This window comes from Chroococcidiopsis sp. [FACHB-1243] (genome assembly GCF_014696895.1).
Classification (GTDB): Bacteria; Cyanobacteriota; Cyanobacteriia; order Cyanobacteriales; family Chroococcidiopsidaceae; genus Chroococcidiopsis.
This window is the reverse complement of record NZ_JACJQX010000070.1, coordinates 1-15,478: the sequence shown is the minus strand read 5'-3', so window position 1 is coordinate 15,478 and position 15,478 is coordinate 1. Positions and strand designations below refer to the sequence as shown.

At 43.1% G+C, this 15,478-nt stretch carries 14 protein-coding genes and 1 other RNA gene; 7 read left to right on the top strand and 8 right to left on the bottom strand.

What is annotated here, in order from left to right; translation table 11 throughout:
• Positions 1–328: 328 nt before the first annotated feature.
• On the bottom strand, positions 329–469 hold the full coding sequence (locus H6G17_RS29875; RefSeq protein WP_192162149.1) for a hypothetical protein: 141 nt from the start codon (positions 467–469) through the stop codon (positions 329–331).
• Between the two features lie 21 nt (positions 470–490).
• On the opposite strand from H6G17_RS29875, the gene H6G17_RS29870 reads away from it, so the two are divergent.
• The 4 genes from H6G17_RS29870 to H6G17_RS29855 all read left to right on the top strand — a co-directional run bounded on the left by H6G17_RS29870 (position 491) and on the right by H6G17_RS29855 (position 6,134).
• Positions 491–2,821 carry an EAL domain-containing protein gene (locus tag H6G17_RS29870; RefSeq protein ID WP_192162148.1) on the top strand — a complete coding sequence of 777 codons (2,331 nt, stop codon included), beginning with the start codon at positions 491–493 and terminating at the stop codon, positions 2,819–2,821.
• A 51-nt stretch (positions 2,822–2,872) separates the two neighbouring features.
• Complete coding sequence (locus tag H6G17_RS29865; protein WP_192162151.1) at positions 2,873–3,655, top strand: ABC-2 family transporter protein; 783 nt, start codon at positions 2,873–2,875, stop codon at positions 3,653–3,655.
• Between the two features lie 66 nt (positions 3,656–3,721).
• Positions 3,722–4,804 (top strand): ABC transporter permease, encoded by a 1,083-nt coding sequence (locus H6G17_RS29860; RefSeq protein ID WP_192162147.1) that lies wholly within the window; start codon positions 3,722–3,724, stop codon positions 4,802–4,804.
• A gap of 439 nt (positions 4,805–5,243) precedes the next feature.
• Positions 5,244–6,134 (top strand): 2OG-Fe(II) oxygenase, encoded by an 891-nt coding sequence (locus tag H6G17_RS29855; protein WP_192162146.1) that lies wholly within the window; start codon positions 5,244–5,246, stop codon positions 6,132–6,134.
• Between the two features lie 93 nt (positions 6,135–6,227).
• Here the strand turns inward: H6G17_RS29855 and H6G17_RS29850 are convergent, their stop codons facing one another.
• The 6 genes from H6G17_RS29850 to corA all read right to left on the bottom strand — a co-directional run bounded on the left by H6G17_RS29850 (position 6,228) and on the right by corA (position 11,238).
• On the bottom strand, positions 6,228–6,644 hold the full coding sequence (locus H6G17_RS29850) for a DUF2358 domain-containing protein (protein ID WP_192162145.1): 417 nt from the start codon (positions 6,642–6,644) through the stop codon (positions 6,228–6,230).
• Positions 6,645–6,733: 89 nt separating this feature from the next.
• Positions 6,734–7,885: a family 10 glycosylhydrolase gene (locus H6G17_RS29845; RefSeq protein ID WP_192162144.1), complete on the bottom strand. Its 1,152-nt coding sequence runs from the start codon at positions 7,883–7,885 to the stop codon at positions 6,734–6,736.
• A 3-nt stretch (positions 7,886–7,888) separates the two neighbouring features.
• Positions 7,889–8,707 carry a DUF1206 domain-containing protein gene (locus H6G17_RS29840; RefSeq protein ID WP_192162143.1) on the bottom strand — a complete coding sequence of 273 codons (819 nt, stop codon included), beginning with the start codon at positions 8,705–8,707 and terminating at the stop codon, positions 7,889–7,891.
• A 71-nt stretch (positions 8,708–8,778) separates the two neighbouring features.
• Complete coding sequence (locus H6G17_RS29835) at positions 8,779–9,498, bottom strand: Uma2 family endonuclease (RefSeq protein WP_192162150.1); 720 nt, start codon at positions 9,496–9,498, stop codon at positions 8,779–8,781.
• A 23-nt stretch (positions 9,499–9,521) separates the two neighbouring features.
• Positions 9,522–9,966: RNase P RNA component class A (gene rnpB, locus H6G17_RS29830), an RNA gene on the bottom strand.
• A gap of 102 nt (positions 9,967–10,068) precedes the next feature.
• Positions 10,069–11,238, bottom strand: a complete 1,170-nt coding sequence (gene corA, locus H6G17_RS29825) for a magnesium/cobalt transporter CorA (protein ID WP_192162142.1) — start codon at positions 11,236–11,238, stop codon at positions 10,069–10,071.
• A 122-nt stretch (positions 11,239–11,360) separates the two neighbouring features.
• On the opposite strand from corA, the gene H6G17_RS29820 reads away from it, so the two are divergent.
• From H6G17_RS29820 to ureG, 3 genes are all read left to right on the top strand, one after another.
• The gene (locus H6G17_RS29820; protein ID WP_206757186.1) at positions 11,361–12,065 is read left to right on the top strand and encodes a hypothetical protein; all 705 of its coding nucleotides are present in this window, start codon (positions 11,361–11,363) and stop codon (positions 12,063–12,065) included.
• Positions 12,066–12,119: 54 nt separating this feature from the next.
• Positions 12,120–13,112: a pentapeptide repeat-containing protein gene (locus H6G17_RS29815; protein ID WP_192162140.1), complete on the top strand. Its 993-nt coding sequence runs from the start codon at positions 12,120–12,122 to the stop codon at positions 13,110–13,112.
• An 82-nt stretch (positions 13,113–13,194) separates the two neighbouring features.
• Positions 13,195–13,788 carry an urease accessory protein UreG gene (ureG, locus tag H6G17_RS29810; RefSeq protein WP_015152631.1) on the top strand — a complete coding sequence of 198 codons (594 nt, stop codon included), beginning with the start codon at positions 13,195–13,197 and terminating at the stop codon, positions 13,786–13,788.
• Between the two features lie 170 nt (positions 13,789–13,958).
• Here ureG and H6G17_RS29805 read toward each other — a convergent pair whose 3' ends face one another.
• Positions 13,959–14,933, bottom strand: a complete 975-nt coding sequence (locus H6G17_RS29805; RefSeq protein WP_192162139.1) for a DUF1517 domain-containing protein — start codon at positions 14,931–14,933, stop codon at positions 13,959–13,961.
• Positions 14,934–15,478 lie beyond the last annotated feature (545 nt).

The window sequence follows — 15,478 nt, the reverse complement described above, 5'->3', positions numbered from 1 at the left end:
TGTGTATTTAAAAGCACTTTATCTCTACGACCTTTACCCATCAGCTTACCCCCATTTTCCGCCTGTCTTATTGCACTATTTTAGCCTTGCCACACCACTACGTAGATTTCAAAATCAAATATGAGTCCTATATCAGTTGTCAGTTATCAGTGGCGAGTGAATTGCGACTTGCAACTGTTTTTCTTTATGAAAAATTTATAAGAATGGGACAAAATTGCGTGATTTACTCGATGTGAAAGCTGCCAAAGGTAGTCCATAGTGAAGCTACGAGATCCAGCAGACTTTGCGGCTCGGTAGAATATGTGACTCATAGTTTTCTATTCAGACTTCAAGTGCTGCATCGATTGCGATTGATTCTCTCAAAGCGATTGCCAATAGCAATACTGGCAATTAAAGTACTGGCAACACCAGACAGTTGGCAGTGCAAAAAGTCTTTCTCTTCTACTGCAACTCTACTAACCTTTCTCATTTCTTATGGGTGTTCGTCACTATGAACTCTAACCCCGTCTCTTCAACTACACCCTTAATCCTCGTGGTGGACGACGATAGAACCATGAGGATTTTACTGCGTCAAGCAATGGAGAAGGATGGCTACAGGGTAATAGAAGCGGTAAACGGACAACAAGCGTTAGAGGCGTATACTCAATTTCAGCCAGATTTGGTCTTGCTCGATGCACTCATGCCCGTGATGGATGGCTTTACTTGCTGCGGTCAGCTACAAGCTCTTTCTCGCTCCAAACACGCACCTATCTTAATTATCACGGCTCTGGAAGACCAAGAATCAGTCGATCGCGCCTTCCGCGCTGGTGCAAGCGACTTTGTGACAAAACCAATTCACTGGGCTGTTTTACGGCAGCGAGTTCGCCGACTTTTACACCAAACTCAACTTTACAAGCAATTGGCGCGATCAAATCGCGAATTACAAACAAAAATTAACGAACTTCACCAAGCACAAAAAGCACTACAAGAGAGCCGCGAACGTTATGCTTTAATCGCTCAGAGCGCTCACGATGGTTTGTGGGACTGGAGTATCAGAAGTCATCATATTTATTATTCTCCTCGTTGGAAATCGATGTTGGGCTACGAGGAGAAAAAAGTAGGTAATACTTTAGCAGAATGGTTCGATCGCATACATGCTGAAGATAAAGCTCAGTTCCAAGGAAAATTAAGCGCCCATTTAGCGGGGTTAACCAACCATTTTGAAACTGAATATCGGTTATTGCGTCAGGATGGTAGCTACGGTTGGATGCTTTGTCGGGGGCTAGCCGTGCGCGACTCTGAAGGCAAACCTTACCGCATGGCTGGTTCTCAAACTGATATTACTCAACAAAAGGCAGCTGAGGCGAAATTACTGCACGATGCTTTCCACGATGGATTAACAGGTCTACCAAATCGCCTCTGGTTCATGGAGCAATTAGAAAAAGCGATTCACCAAACAAAACAAGACCCGAAATCTCAATTTGCCCTCCTATTTTTAGATCTCGATCGCTTTAAAGTCGTCAACGATAGTTTAGGTCATGCTATGGGCGATCGCCTCCTCTTGGAGATTACAACTCGCTTAAAAGCGTGCTTACCATCCAGTAGCACTCTCTCTAGGTTAGGAGGAGATGAGTTTACAATCCTGCTGGAAAATTGCGACGCTCTGCGAGTTCGGCAGATTGCAGAGCAAATTCATCGAGAATTGTCAACCCCCTTCAACCTCAAAGGCAATGAAGTTTTTTGCACCGCTAGTATTGGGATTGCTTTAAGTCATAGCGGGTACGAGCATTCGGAAGACGTGCTGCGAGATGCCGATATGACCATGTATCGTGCTAAAGCTATGGGAAAAGCGCGATCGGAAGTCTTTGAACCTGCCATTCACAGCCAAGCAATCGCCAGAATGCAGCTCGAAATTGACCTGCGGCGGGCGCTAGAACACAAAGAGTTCATGGTAGTATACCAGCCGATTGTCTCGCTCAACAGCGGTCGAGTTGCTGGATTTGAAGCATTAATTCGTTGGCAGCATCCCCAACGAGGCTGGGTATTACCCGCAGAATTCATTCCTGTAGCCGAAGAAACTGGATCGATCGTCCCGATTGGCTGGTGGATACTCGAACAAGTGTGTCAGCAGTTACGCACTTGGCAACAGCATTCTGTAGTTGACTCTCGATTAACAGTGAATGTCAATCTTTCTGGCAAGCAATTGACGCAACCCGATCTGGCGCGAGAAGTTAAACAAATTCTGCACAAAACTGGACTTTCTCCCAGTAGCTTGAAGTTAGAAATTACTGAAAGTGTACTGATGGATAATGTTGATGCTGCGGTTACTATTTTGCAGCAGTTGAAGACTTTGGGAATTCAATTGGCGATCGATGATTTTGGCACGGGTTATTCTTCCCTCAGCTATCTCCACCGCCTACCCATAGATACGCTGAAGATCGATCGCTCTTTCGTTAACGATATTGATTGCGATCCAGAAAAAATTGAGATGATCCGTACTATCGTCTCTATGGCGTGGAACTTGGGCATCAATGTGGTTGCTGAAGGGGTAGAAACGAAAAAGCAAATGTATCAATTGCAAGCCTTAAGATGCGATTACGGACAGGGTTATTTCTTCTCGCGTCCGGCGGATGCTGAAGCTGCTAAGACTCTACAGTATTTTGAGATTAGAGGTAGCCGTTCTTCGCGCAGATCGAAACAACACATGCCAACACGTCATATCGATTTGATGGAAACTCATCACGTCGATTTATTGGAAAATAATTCTCAACACGCAACAAAAATGATGAGTTTACCAGATTTCGTCGATCTGGGTGGACATGGATTATCCGATCGCAGATAAGGAGGAATATCTCGTTTAGAATTAGGAATGACGATCGATAACAGCCTGAACGTGAATCGATACTTAGATGTAATTAAGTTGTTGTGGAGTGCTGCGATCGCGGCTGAGTTAGAATACCGCGCTAATTTTGTTTTAGCAACCCTCACCAGCCTTGGCAATCTTGCAGGCAGTTTATTCGGGCTTTTCCTCTTCTACCGTACTGGTTATACTTTTGAGGGCTGGCAATGGCAAGAAGCCTTAATCGTCTTGGGAGTTTTTACTTTACTCCAAGGCTTTTCCAGTACGTTTCTCTCACCTAATCTCAACAGAATTGTTACCTACGTTCAACAAGGAACGTTGGATTTTGTGTTGTTAAAACCAATTAACAGCCAATTTTGGCTTTCTACCCACACCCTTTCCCCTTGGGGAGTTCCCGATATTCTCTTTGGTGCAGCGATCGTTGGTTATGCTGGTAGTCTACTCGGTTTAACGATTGGTGACTATTTACTAAGTACTATTCCGTTAATCTTTGGTTTTATCAGCCTCTACAGTTTGTGGTTTATGCTAGGGGCGACAAGTATTTGGTTTGTCAAGATTTATAACGTCACCGAGGTATTACGAGGATTATTAGAAGCAGGGCGATATCCAATGGTAGCTTATCCAATTGCCTATCGTTTCTTCTTTACCTTTGTCGTTCCCGTCGCTTTTCTTACCACAGTTCCAGCCGAGACAATGTTAGGAAGAGTTCAGTTAGGCTGGGTAATTGGTGCGGGAGTATTGGCGCTATTTTTATTTGCGATCGCTACTGTATTTTGGCGGTTTGCCTTACGGTTTTACACCAGTGCTTCGAGTTAGTAAGATGTAGGGTAAGTTACCTTGTTAACGCACCTCACAAACTTAAAATAAAGATTAATTTTAAAATTGCAGAAGATATTTAGGCAAGTACTGGCAATTATTCCATCCTTGCTACCTCCAGTAGTCGCGATCGCTTCAGCGTTACTTGTAGGTGCGGGATTGATGTTAGTTGCAGGCGCGAATCCCATTGCAGCTTATACAGCTCTATTTCAAGAATCCCTCTCTACTTATTTCGGTTTTGGTAATACGCTCACAAAAATGGCTCCCCTACTCTTAACAAGTCTAGGGGTTCTAGTCGCTTTACGAGCCGGACAATTTAATATTGGTGGCGAAGGACAGATTTATCTGGGAGCTTTAGGTAGCGCGATCGCAGGATTATCTATCAAAGGTACACCTGCATTAGTTCACGTCCCTTTAGCACTACTAGCGGGTTTTCTGTTTGGGGGAATTTGGGGTTTAATTCCTGGTTATCTGAAAGCAGTACGGGGAGTCAATGAAGTCATTACTACGCTGTTGCTCAATTATATTGCTTTCAACTTAGTCAGTTACCTCGTTCAGGGACCGTTAATGGCTCCCAATGCACCTAGCCCTTATTCTCCCATCATTGCCCGTTCTGCCCAATTGCCGATTATTCTACCAGGCAGTTTAGCCCATGCAGGAATTTTAGTCGGACTCGTAGCGGCTGGGGTGTTATGGGTATTGTTACAGCGATCGCCTTTCGGTTATCGTACCGCCGCTGTGGGGATGAACCCAGTTGCAGCCCGTTATGGTGGTATATCAGTACAACGTACCATCATGCTCGTCATGGCGCTGGCAGGTGGTTTGGCGGGGTTGGCTGGTGCATCGGAGGTGATGGGGTTGAAATTTCGTTTGTTCGAGCAAGTTTCGCCCGGTTATGGTTTCGATGCGATCGCGATCGCTTTTTTGAGTCGCGGTAGCGTTCTCGGAGTTGTTCTCACTTCTCTATTTTTTAGCGCCCTCCGTAGCGGCGCAAATGTGATGCAACGCAGCGCAGGTGTTCCCGTAACGATTGTTTTTGCGATTCAGGGGTTAACCGTGTTGTTCGTGGCTATTAGCCAGCGTTGGTTAATTAAACCGCCACAGAGAGAAAGCATTGTTCAAAAAGTTTCTTCTGCTAACGAATCGTAAAATTAGCGATCGCAGAGCTTAACGGTACAGTAGATGACGCGATGTTTTGCTAATATCCACAAGTCATCCGTAACAATATATTACATTTAGGTGAAATTGAGCTATATTTCGCGGAATTTGCTTATGACAAACAGTATTTTAACTGAGTCCACCTCTAGCAAGCGCGCATGACTTCCATTCACACAAAGTCTCGTTCACGGCGAGTACAGCAAAAGTAAGCATCGATCGCTCTCACTTGCATTCTCCACTCGATTCTAGAGCGGCGATCGTCAAGCACTTCATCGTTTCTTCAACTTAAATTTACACTCATTTTATCTCGTCACTCTATCCAAAGAGGTAGTTTAGGTGTATGTTAGAATTTATACATAATATAGAAGTAATCAATTAGCCCTGTTAAACAAACACTTTTAAATCTAGAGTAAGCGTATAAGTAACTGAGATGCTCATAACAAAAAGAATACATCAAGTACGTAATAAAATCTTAAGAAAGATTTTTGATACTCCAGTATTTACAATTCCCTCAGAACTTGCTTATAAAGAGGCAGTTGAGCAGCATACTCATAAGTTACCCGTACTTACTCCCAACGACTCTCAGATTGTTAAGACACTCAAACAAGAAGGAATTGTTATTACTTCCTTAGAAGAATTAAATATTTCTTCTACACCTTCAGTTCTGGCATCTGTAAAAAAAATACTGCCAACCTTACGGAACGTTTTACCCAGCAACAAACAAGAATTTGCCCTTCACGCCAGCAACGCACAAATTATAGAACATCCAGAGCTTTTTCTCTGGGGATTAGAAGATAGATTGCTGGATATTACCGAGAATTACATTGGTCTACCGATCGCATATCACGGTGTATACTTTCGGAAAGATTTAGCAAATGATGTCAAAATTAAATCAAGACTTTGGCACATAGACACAGAAGATCGCTGTGTTTTTAAAATCATCATTTACTTACATGATGTCAGCGCGGGTAACGGTCCTTTTCAATACATTTCTAAACCTTTGACTGCGCTTTTATCTAATTCGTTAGGATACAAACACGGCTATCTACAAGATAAGACTGTAGAACCAATTATTCCTCAATCTGAATGGATCTCATGCACTGGTGCGGCTGGTACGGTAATTTTAGTGGATACTGGCAGTATTTTCCACCGAGGCAAAGTGCCGGAGAATAGCGATCGATTTGCTCTATTTTACGATTACAGTTCGCGAGAACCAAAATATCCCTATTACTGCAAGTCTTCTCTACCGCAAAAAGATTTACTTACCATGATGCCGAGATTATCCACACATCAACAGAAATGTCTTTGGAAGGATAATTAGTCAGCTATAGCGGACGAGTATTGTCAAGAGTTCTTTATACTGAACGCACAACAGTGGTTTGTAGGGTGTGTGGATGATACACCGTCCAATTTTTTACCGTCGAAAAAACTGCTGTAATATTTCTTTTGGTGGGCGATCCCAGGTGTCGATATGTTCGTAAATTAAGCCATTGTCATTTAATTTGTAGTTGGAATAGCCGTTAAAAAATACTTTAGCTTTCCAAGGTACGCGCAATACTCCTCGAACAGTCCAAGTTGCTAGAATTGTCTGTTCATCTTTTTGATGTATGTCGTGTACGTCGAAGTAGATTTCTGTAAAAAACAATTTGGCATGAAATCGTAATGTCCAAAAAATAATTCGATAATTGAATTTATATTTAAATTTGTTGACTGGATCTTGAAAGTAAATATTTTGTGTATAGATATCGTAGGAAATATCTCGTTCAAACAGAGTTGGTAAATCGTGTTTGAGCGTGGCAATATTTTGTTTTACTTGTAATTGATATTCCATTTATCCCTATTTATTACCGTTTTGTGTTGGGTGAAATCGCGGTTGTTAGTAGGGGCGCACAGCTGTGCGCCCCTACAGATAATTTGTCTTTAAAAGCGATTTTGCCACAATTTGAATAAATTCTGAATTCCTCTAGCTACCGAAGAACCAGCGTTCTCAGGCTGGGGCTGGGCAAGGTTGGCAACAGAGGGAAAGGCAGCAGATTTCGCATAAGCACCGTTACGTAAAACTTTAGCTAAAGCATGATTATCCGATCGCAAGCCTTCGTAAAAGAAAAAGACTTCTCCATTGATACCGCAATAACGATTGTGGGCGATCGCCTGCGATAAATATTGAGGAGTCATGCGGTACGAACTAATATTGAGTAAAACACCAGGAGCGACTCGCGATCTCTGTTGTGGGGTTTGTTCTGTGACAAGGCGATCGATAATTTGTTTGTAGCTGTTGAAATCGCGCCGATAAGCTTGGGGGTGGAGTAGATCGACTAATCCTCGTTGCAGCCAAGTTTGAGAATCTTGCAGATATTCTTTATAACCCCAGTCGTAGATACTAGGAGCCATTGATATGAGTAAATTGGGATTAACGGCTTTGACTTCTCGATTCAGACGGGCGAGAAAGTCAGTCAAAATATTTGCCCGCCATTGCAGCCAGCGGCGATCCTGGGGGTTTGAGGGGGGTTGACGGCGAAATTTTTGGCGATAGCGGGCTACAGTTCCCGCGTCGTAACCGCCTTCACACGGCATAGCAGGAATGCGATCGTCGCCTTGAATGCCATCTATATCGTAATTATTGACAACTTCTAAAATTAGACTCAGCAAAAAATCTTGTACTTGGGAGTCGAGGGCATTCATCCACTCGAAACCATTCTTTTTCAGTAGATTACCGTTACAATCACGGGCTGCCCATTCCGGTTTTTTTGCTAATAACCGTCCTCCGTTTTGATTGTAGGAACTAGCAAAGCCATATTCAAACCAGGGAATAACTTTCAGTTCGACTCGTCTTGCTTCAGCTACCAGTTCGGCTAACGGATCGCGTCCAGTGTAGCGCGGATCGATCGCCAAGCCAAACTGCGATCGCATCACTTGACTGGGATAAACTGTAGCTCCTTTACTCCACACAACGGGAAACACCACATTAAATCCCGTCTCTGCCAAGAAATTCATCGCCTCGGCAATATTAGCTTGAGAGTCAAGAACCGCACTATCGGTATTAGTAATCCAAATTCCTCGTATTTCACTCACGATTTAATTTGTTTTCAATTTACGATACCGTGCTTGCAACACCATATAAATACTGTAAGCAATTAATCCCAAAGCTACAATTCCTAAAATCCACTTACCAAAAGGTTGTTGGGATAATACCTGTAGTGCCTCACCAAGTCCTCTTGCTTCGTTAGGGTTATTATTTCTTGCCGCTTGGATCAGAAAAAAGCCGATCGCGCAAAATACGACTCCCCTTGCTGCCGTACCGAATGCACTAATACCTAATACCCACTTTTCCCCAGTTTCACTTAATTGATGCAAATCCATTTCTTTACGAAATTTAGCCTTAAAAGCGCGATAAAACTGATAGAAACCCATACCAATAATAAATGCACCTACAGTTCCAACTAACCATTGTCCGAAAGGTTGAGAAAGTAGCCTTGCCGTCCAATCTTGTGTAGAATTACCCCCGCCTCCACCGCCAGTTCCAGCAACTAATTGAACGGCAGTAAAAGCTAAACTAGCGTAGATAACACCATTAATTGCATAACCAAGTCGCTGAAAAATTCCCTTAGCATTTGTGCCTTTGTGTTCGGGATCTTTAATTGCCTGGACGAATCGCCAAAGCGCGTATCCGAGTAAACCAAGAGCGATCGCGGCTAGTAAAAATTTTCCGAATGGCTGAGTTAATACAGTTTGTAAGGCTCCTTCGCTATCTGTCGTTTTTCCCCCAGCGCCAAGAGCCGCTTGTGCTGCCAATAATCCGACAATACCGTAAACCACTCCCTTAGCTGCATAACCAAATCTTGCCAGTCGCTCCACCCAAGTTGAGGGGTCTTGCCTCGTCAGCTGTTGTGTCATGGTACGTAGTAGAACTCATGTAAGTTCTTTAGCAGCAAAGCATTAATAATTACATCTATCTCAGTGTCTAGTTACGAATTTGAGGAATCATTACTAGGTAAGTTGTTGGGATCGATACCAAGCGATCGCAGATATTGTGCTAGCTGTTCGGCGCGAAGGCGTTCTTGTTCGGCAACTTCTTCGGCAGTTAAATAGCGATCGCCCCGTTGGTCATACCAAGATAGGATCTCTTGTTGAAGCCCTGCAACTAAAGTTTGACATCTACCGATCCCTAATCCCACTTCTGGCATCCATAGAGGTTCGCCAATTTGTAATTGATAACTACCATCCACTAATTTATGTACTTCAAATGGTTGGTGTCGATCCCGTTGCCAATATTCAGGATTGTAAATGACGTAATACAGCACGCCGAGTTTAGCGTAGATATTTAGCTTTTCGTCGTATTCGCCCCCTAACGTATGAGATACCATCTCTAAGACAAGGATGGGAACTACCCCATTTTCTTCCCATGTGGCATAACTTTTACGGGATTTTCCGCCTTTTTTACGTTCGACTCCCAAACTCAAAAAACCATCGGGAACTACAGGTACTCGTGGGTTAACTCCTGTAGTGTGATACACCGCCATATCTACACCAAAATACCAATCAGTGCGATTCACCCAAATTGAATTCAGCAAAAATAGGAGAATATTGGGCAGAAAATTTTGGTCTTCGTTATCCACTGGTGCATCGTCCGAACAGGGGAGTTCGTCAGTACTTGGCAATCCAAGTTTGAGATAATCTGACAGCATAGCCATTATAGGGCGTAGGTTTGAAGAGAGAGCAGGACATAAGCCGGATTCTGTTTTCTGCTGCATCAACGCGATCGCGTCTCTACAAGCAGAAGGCAGTTATCTATCTGGGATGCCTGTTACCAGACACCTCTAGCGGTACACCAATAGCGGAACTGGGAAAAGACCAACCGTAGTTCCTCCGACCTTGCTCCCAACCGGGGTTTACCGAGCCAGCACCTCTCGATGCTGCTGGTGCGCTCTTACCGCACCTTTGCACCCTTACCAAATCGTCATTTGTCATTTGTCATTAGCTATTTACAAATAACGAATGACTACTGACCGATGACCAATTGGCGGTATCTTTCTGTGGCACTATCCTCACGATCGCTCGCACTGGGCGTTACCCAGCAAGTTTGGTCTTTCGGGAGTCCAGACTTTCCTCAGACCAGCTGTAAAAGCTGGCTGCAACTGCCTGCGCCTACTCTCTCTAGATCTAGTGTAGTCGTAGAGTGGCGATCGGTAGTTGGTAGTTGGTAGTTGTTGGTTGGTGGTTGGTGGTTGGTGGTCACGGATAACTGATAACTGACCTTAGCTTCTTCTTGATGTACTAGTAGTTCTATCCTTGACATCAGAGAAGTTTTCAAACCAACCTCGCCGCCAGAAGAAATAGACGAGTCCGGCGGCGGTTGCTGCCATTAACATCAGGCATAGTGGGTATCCCCAGTACCAATTTAATTCCGGCATATTCCAGGGAGATTTTTCCGTGTTAAAGTTCATGCCGTAGACCCCAGCAATGAAAGTTAGAGGAATAAATATAGAAGAAACTACCGTCAGCAACTTCATGATCTCATTCATTTTGTTACTCACGGCTGATAGGTAGACATCCATTAGACCAGAAGTTAATTCGCGATAGGTTTCTACCATGTCTAAAATTTGTACGGCATGGTCGTAACAGTCGCGTAAATAGACTTGGACGCGATCGCTAATTAAACTGTCATTATCATCGCGGATCAGCATGGCGATCGCATCTCGTTGAGGCCAAATTGACCGCCGCAAGCTGAGTAACTCTCGCCGGACGCGATAGATTTTATTTAAAGTTTGCCGCGTTGGTTTAGTAACAACTTCGTCTTCTAAATCTTCAATCTGTTCTCCGTAAGCTTCCAGTACGGGAAAAAAGCCATCAATAATTGAATCTATGAGCGTATAGGCTAGATAATCTGCTCCCAGCTTGCGGAGGCTACCTTTGTTGTAACGAATTCGCTGGCGTACCTGTTCAAAGCAGTCGTGTTCTGGTTCCTCTTGAACTGTGAGTAAGTAGTATTTTCCTAAAATAAAACTGACTTGTTCGCTATGAAAACCACCACTTTCTTTTGGGATCACCATCCGTGCGATGATAACTAAATGGTCTTCGTAATCGTCTTCTACTTTGGGACGTTGCGGCACGTTGACGATATCTTCTAAAACCAATGGATGTAGATTAAAAACTTGTCCCAATCTTTGTAAGATATCTTCGCTACCTAAGCCTTGCACGTCAACCCAGGAGACAGATTCGGTGTCCAGATAGGGAAGACATTCTTCTGGTGTGGCTAAGGTTTGGCGTGTTGCGTCTGCTTCGTTGTAGTCAATTAAGACGATAACTGGTGGTTGAGCGTCAACCACAATATTCAAAGTTCCTGGTAGACTACCCGGTTTGTCGTAAAAGTAGTCAAAGTGAGGTTGTGTGTCTGGTTTAGCAGCACGAATACGAGATTTTGTCATGAACGAGATGCGTGCGGGACTCCATCGCGATCTTAATCCTTATGATGCGTTTAGGTTGTGTTACGATCGTGCTTTCTTATCACGGGAACAGTATAAACTGGAGCGATCGCGCTGCTCGAGCTATGGAAAACTCGTCCTTATTCACTCAAGTCGTACAATCTTTAGAGCAAAATGAAGACTCAGCCCGAATTAAAAAACTAGTTTTCTACGTAGCAAAACAAGTTTGGGCTAGAGACCAAAATCAGTTAGATAGTATAAGTTTGACCGATCTAGTTCGAGAATTATTTACTATTTATTCAGACATTGAGAGTCTAAAGAAAAGTATCTATAGAATGGCACAAACTTTAAATAAGCCAGAGCAGTACTTAAGTGTTGCTAGCACGATTATTACCGAAGCAAAAGTTCTATACGATTTTCAAAAAATTAAACTAAGTTCTGAGTCCGATCTAATTACTGTTCCGTTAGTCACGACGGTTCGTCAAGAAGCTCCTGTGATTCCAGATCTTATTCCAACAGCATCTATACCAACTCAGAAAAAAGTTGAGCCATTTGAAATCCGTCACAAGGTAATGATTCAAGCTAATCCCTTACAAGCAAAAATATTATTATTTTCGGCAGTAGAGCATCAATTTGATTGGAGTCAGCAAGATTGGACTGCTTTACGCAGTACAGAGCTATATGAGTTAATTCGTACTATAACTGATACCTGTCAATCTTTTGAAGCTTTGGTTGATATCCTTAATTCAACGGCTCGAAAACTGAATAAACCGCCCGAATACCTGGCGATCGCTAATATTATTAGTCGAGCGCTTAAGCCCATGTGTTAATTTTTGAGTTTTGATTTTGATTATAGAATTCACAATATTTGCTATACCTAATTTATGGATGCTAATGAACTTATACAACGTTATACAAGTGGAGAAATTGATTTTAGCGGTTTAGAATTAAAAGGAATTAATTTATTCGGTGCAGATCTCGTTAGTATTAATTTGAGTCAAACCGATTTACGTAGTGCTAATCTAATTTTTGCTTATTTAAATAGAGCGCAGTTACATAAGGCTAATTTAAGTAGCACAAAATTAAGTGGCGCTAACTTAACGCAAGCCGATTTACGTGAAATCAAGTTACACGATGCCGATTTACATGGAGCAATTCTACAAGGTGCGGATCTGCGCAGTGCCGATTTGAGGCTAGCTAATTTACTCGATGCAAATTTGATCGATGCAGATTTACGTAATGCCAATTTGAGTGGTGCTAACTTAACAGGTGTCTGTCTTCGCGGTGCTAACCTCAGACAAGAACAAAAAGAATATGCAGCTAATTTACGCAGTGCAAGACTATTTCAAGCTGATTTGCGAGGTGCAAATATGGTAGGTGTAGATTTGTCTGGAGCTGACCTGCGCTGTGCTAATTTAGTTGAAGTCAATTTGCGAGGTGCTAACCTATACGGCGCTAATTTAAGTGAGGCAAATTTAGCCGATGCATTTCTCAGCGATGCAAATTTAGATCGGGCAATTTTGAGAGAAGCAAACTTAAGTAATACTAAACTAGAACGAGTGTTAATGAATGAAGCAGATCTAACCCGCGCCAATTTAAGCCATGCGATCGCACCTGATAGTAAACTGACTAAAACTAATCTCAGCTATGCTAACTTGACCAAAGCTAGAATGAATCGAGTCGATTTCAGTCGAGCTAACTTACTAGCAGCAATTTTAATTGATAGCTCGTTAATTGAAGGCTTTTTGGCACGAACAAACTTAACCGATGCGAACTTAGATAACGCTAACTTATTTAAAGCCGAAATCAGTAGCGCCAACCTCACGGGTGCAACCTTACACGGTGCGACAATGCCAGATGGTAGTATTAATAGTTAATTTTAAAATGAAATTGTCATAGTGAGATAGGCATTGTCCATCCTAAACTTTTGACTTTTAACTTTTCACTTTTGACTTACCTATGACTGCATTCCGAGTTGGTGTAGCTGGTCCTGTCGGTTCGGGGAAAACAGCCTTAGTCGAGGCGCTGTGCAAGCACTTGCGTCAGCAATATAATATTGCAGTAGTGACAAACGATATCTATACTCAAGAAGACGCTCAGTTTTTGGTACGCGCTCAAGCACTCTCAAGCGATCGCATTTTAGGTGTAGAGACTGGCGGTTGTCCGCACACGGCGATTCGCGAAGATGCTTCAATGAATATAGCCGCGATCGAACAGTTAGAACAAAAATTTCTCAATCTGGACTTAGTATTTCTAGAAAGTGGTGGTGATAACCTCGCAGCTACTTTTAGTCCTGAGTTAGTAGACCTGACAATTTACGTGATTGATGTTGCAGCAGGTGATAAAATTCCCCGTAAAGGTGGACCAGGGATTACCAAATCGGATTTGTTAGTGATTAATAAAACCGATCTCGCTCCTTATGTTGGAGCCGATTTAAGCGTTATGGAACGAGATGCGAAGAAAATGCGCGGCGATAAACCGTTTATTTTTACGAATCTGAAAACTCAGGCTGGACTAACAGAGGCGATCGCATTTATCGAGAGTTATATTTAATACTATTCAATAGAACTATGCTACGGAAGATCCCCCAACCCCCCTTAATAAGGGGGGTTGGGGGGATCTCTTTTGTCGTAGTTAAAGAGTAAATTGGTATAAATATAAATAGTAGGGGCGCACAGCCGTGCGCCCCTACTATTTAGAAAATAATCGCTTTGGTATTTTAGCTAGACCAGTTTCAGATCTGCATATTCTGCTAGAACATCATCAGAACTGAGGGTGTCACCTTCAGCTTGAGGTGTCCATAACACTTCAATCGCCAAGAGTTTATCGCTAGGAATACTACCAAACTGACGTAGAGCTTGACGCAAATCGTCAGTACTATTGATTGCTGGTATTTGCAATTTACCCAAAGTCGCTGCAATCAGAGTGACGACGATGTATTCACCAGGATCTTTCACGGCTAAATCGCCATTACCCGATCCGTCACCTGCTGGTAATTCTGCTTTAGGCGTGGCAGCCTTGAGCTGATTATTGACGTTGGAAAGAGTTTCTTCGCTAAACTTGCTACGTTCTGCCAAGGATAAACGGTTAAATTCAGCTTCTGCACCCGTCAAGCGAGATTGCTGAGTATTACCACCAGCATAAACCCAATATTCGGGGTGGCGTAACAGCGCTAAAGAAGCTTCTTGCAGTACTTGTACTCTACCTTCAGGCGAGTTAGTATCGGCGAGTTCGGCAATCCGGTTAAGTTCAGCCTGTAAGCCTCTTGCTTCAGCCAACAAACCGACTTGTACGCGAGTGACACTGACAGTAGGATTACTATCGTATTCTAATTCCTCTACGCTACCCCCACTACTAGCACGCCGGAAGGCTTGTAACATAAAGTTGGCGATCGCAAAAAAGATCAGGATCGTAAACAAGCCACCAAAGCCGCCGCCGATGCCAAAGAAGGGAAACAAGAAAGGAAATCCAAATCCGCCACCAGGATAGGGTGCGTAGTAGCCACCACCACCACCAGGAGCGTAGGTTCTAGGAGTAGAGTAGCCACGGCTAGGCGCTCTAAAAGAGCCACCACCAATCCGACCGCCACTAGCTGCTAACGCACTATCCACATGACCAAACGCTAAAGTAGCGATTAGACCGAATACGAACAAAGATTTTATCAACGGTTTCATGACTGAAAGCAGTTTATTACGCATATCTCACTGCCCGAAAAACAATATTGACTTTGGTTTATTTCCTTTAGGGTAATACGATTTGCCCTTAGTAATAACTCCAAATGATTTGCAGTTGCTTATAGCGTTTAATTCTGACACCGTGCTAGCTATTTGCTTTGCACCAACTACATTTACTAATTTATCGCTTCTAACCCAGCCCTAACCTGTCACTGAGGTAGGATTCCCGTACCTTAGAGGATGAAAGAACGATGGCGTAGCCATCGTTCTTTCATTTTTACTGTCCGCGAAACTCATTCCACAAGGCTACCCAGTCATCGTAGTTAGGTACGGTTTCCCAGAAGTGGATTTGGCTGTAGTAATTTTCGATGTCTTCTAAGTAAGCTGTCATGAAAAAACCAAACTATGTAAAGATAGATAAATCTGGAAAAGACGCAGAACAAATGTATTAGGGAAGCGAGTAAAATGGGCGCTCGTTTAAGGGTATTTCTGACTCGTGAGCAAGACAAAACTCTATTAAACTTGAGAACTGCGGATGTACCACAAAAAGTCAAAGATCGAGCAGAGAT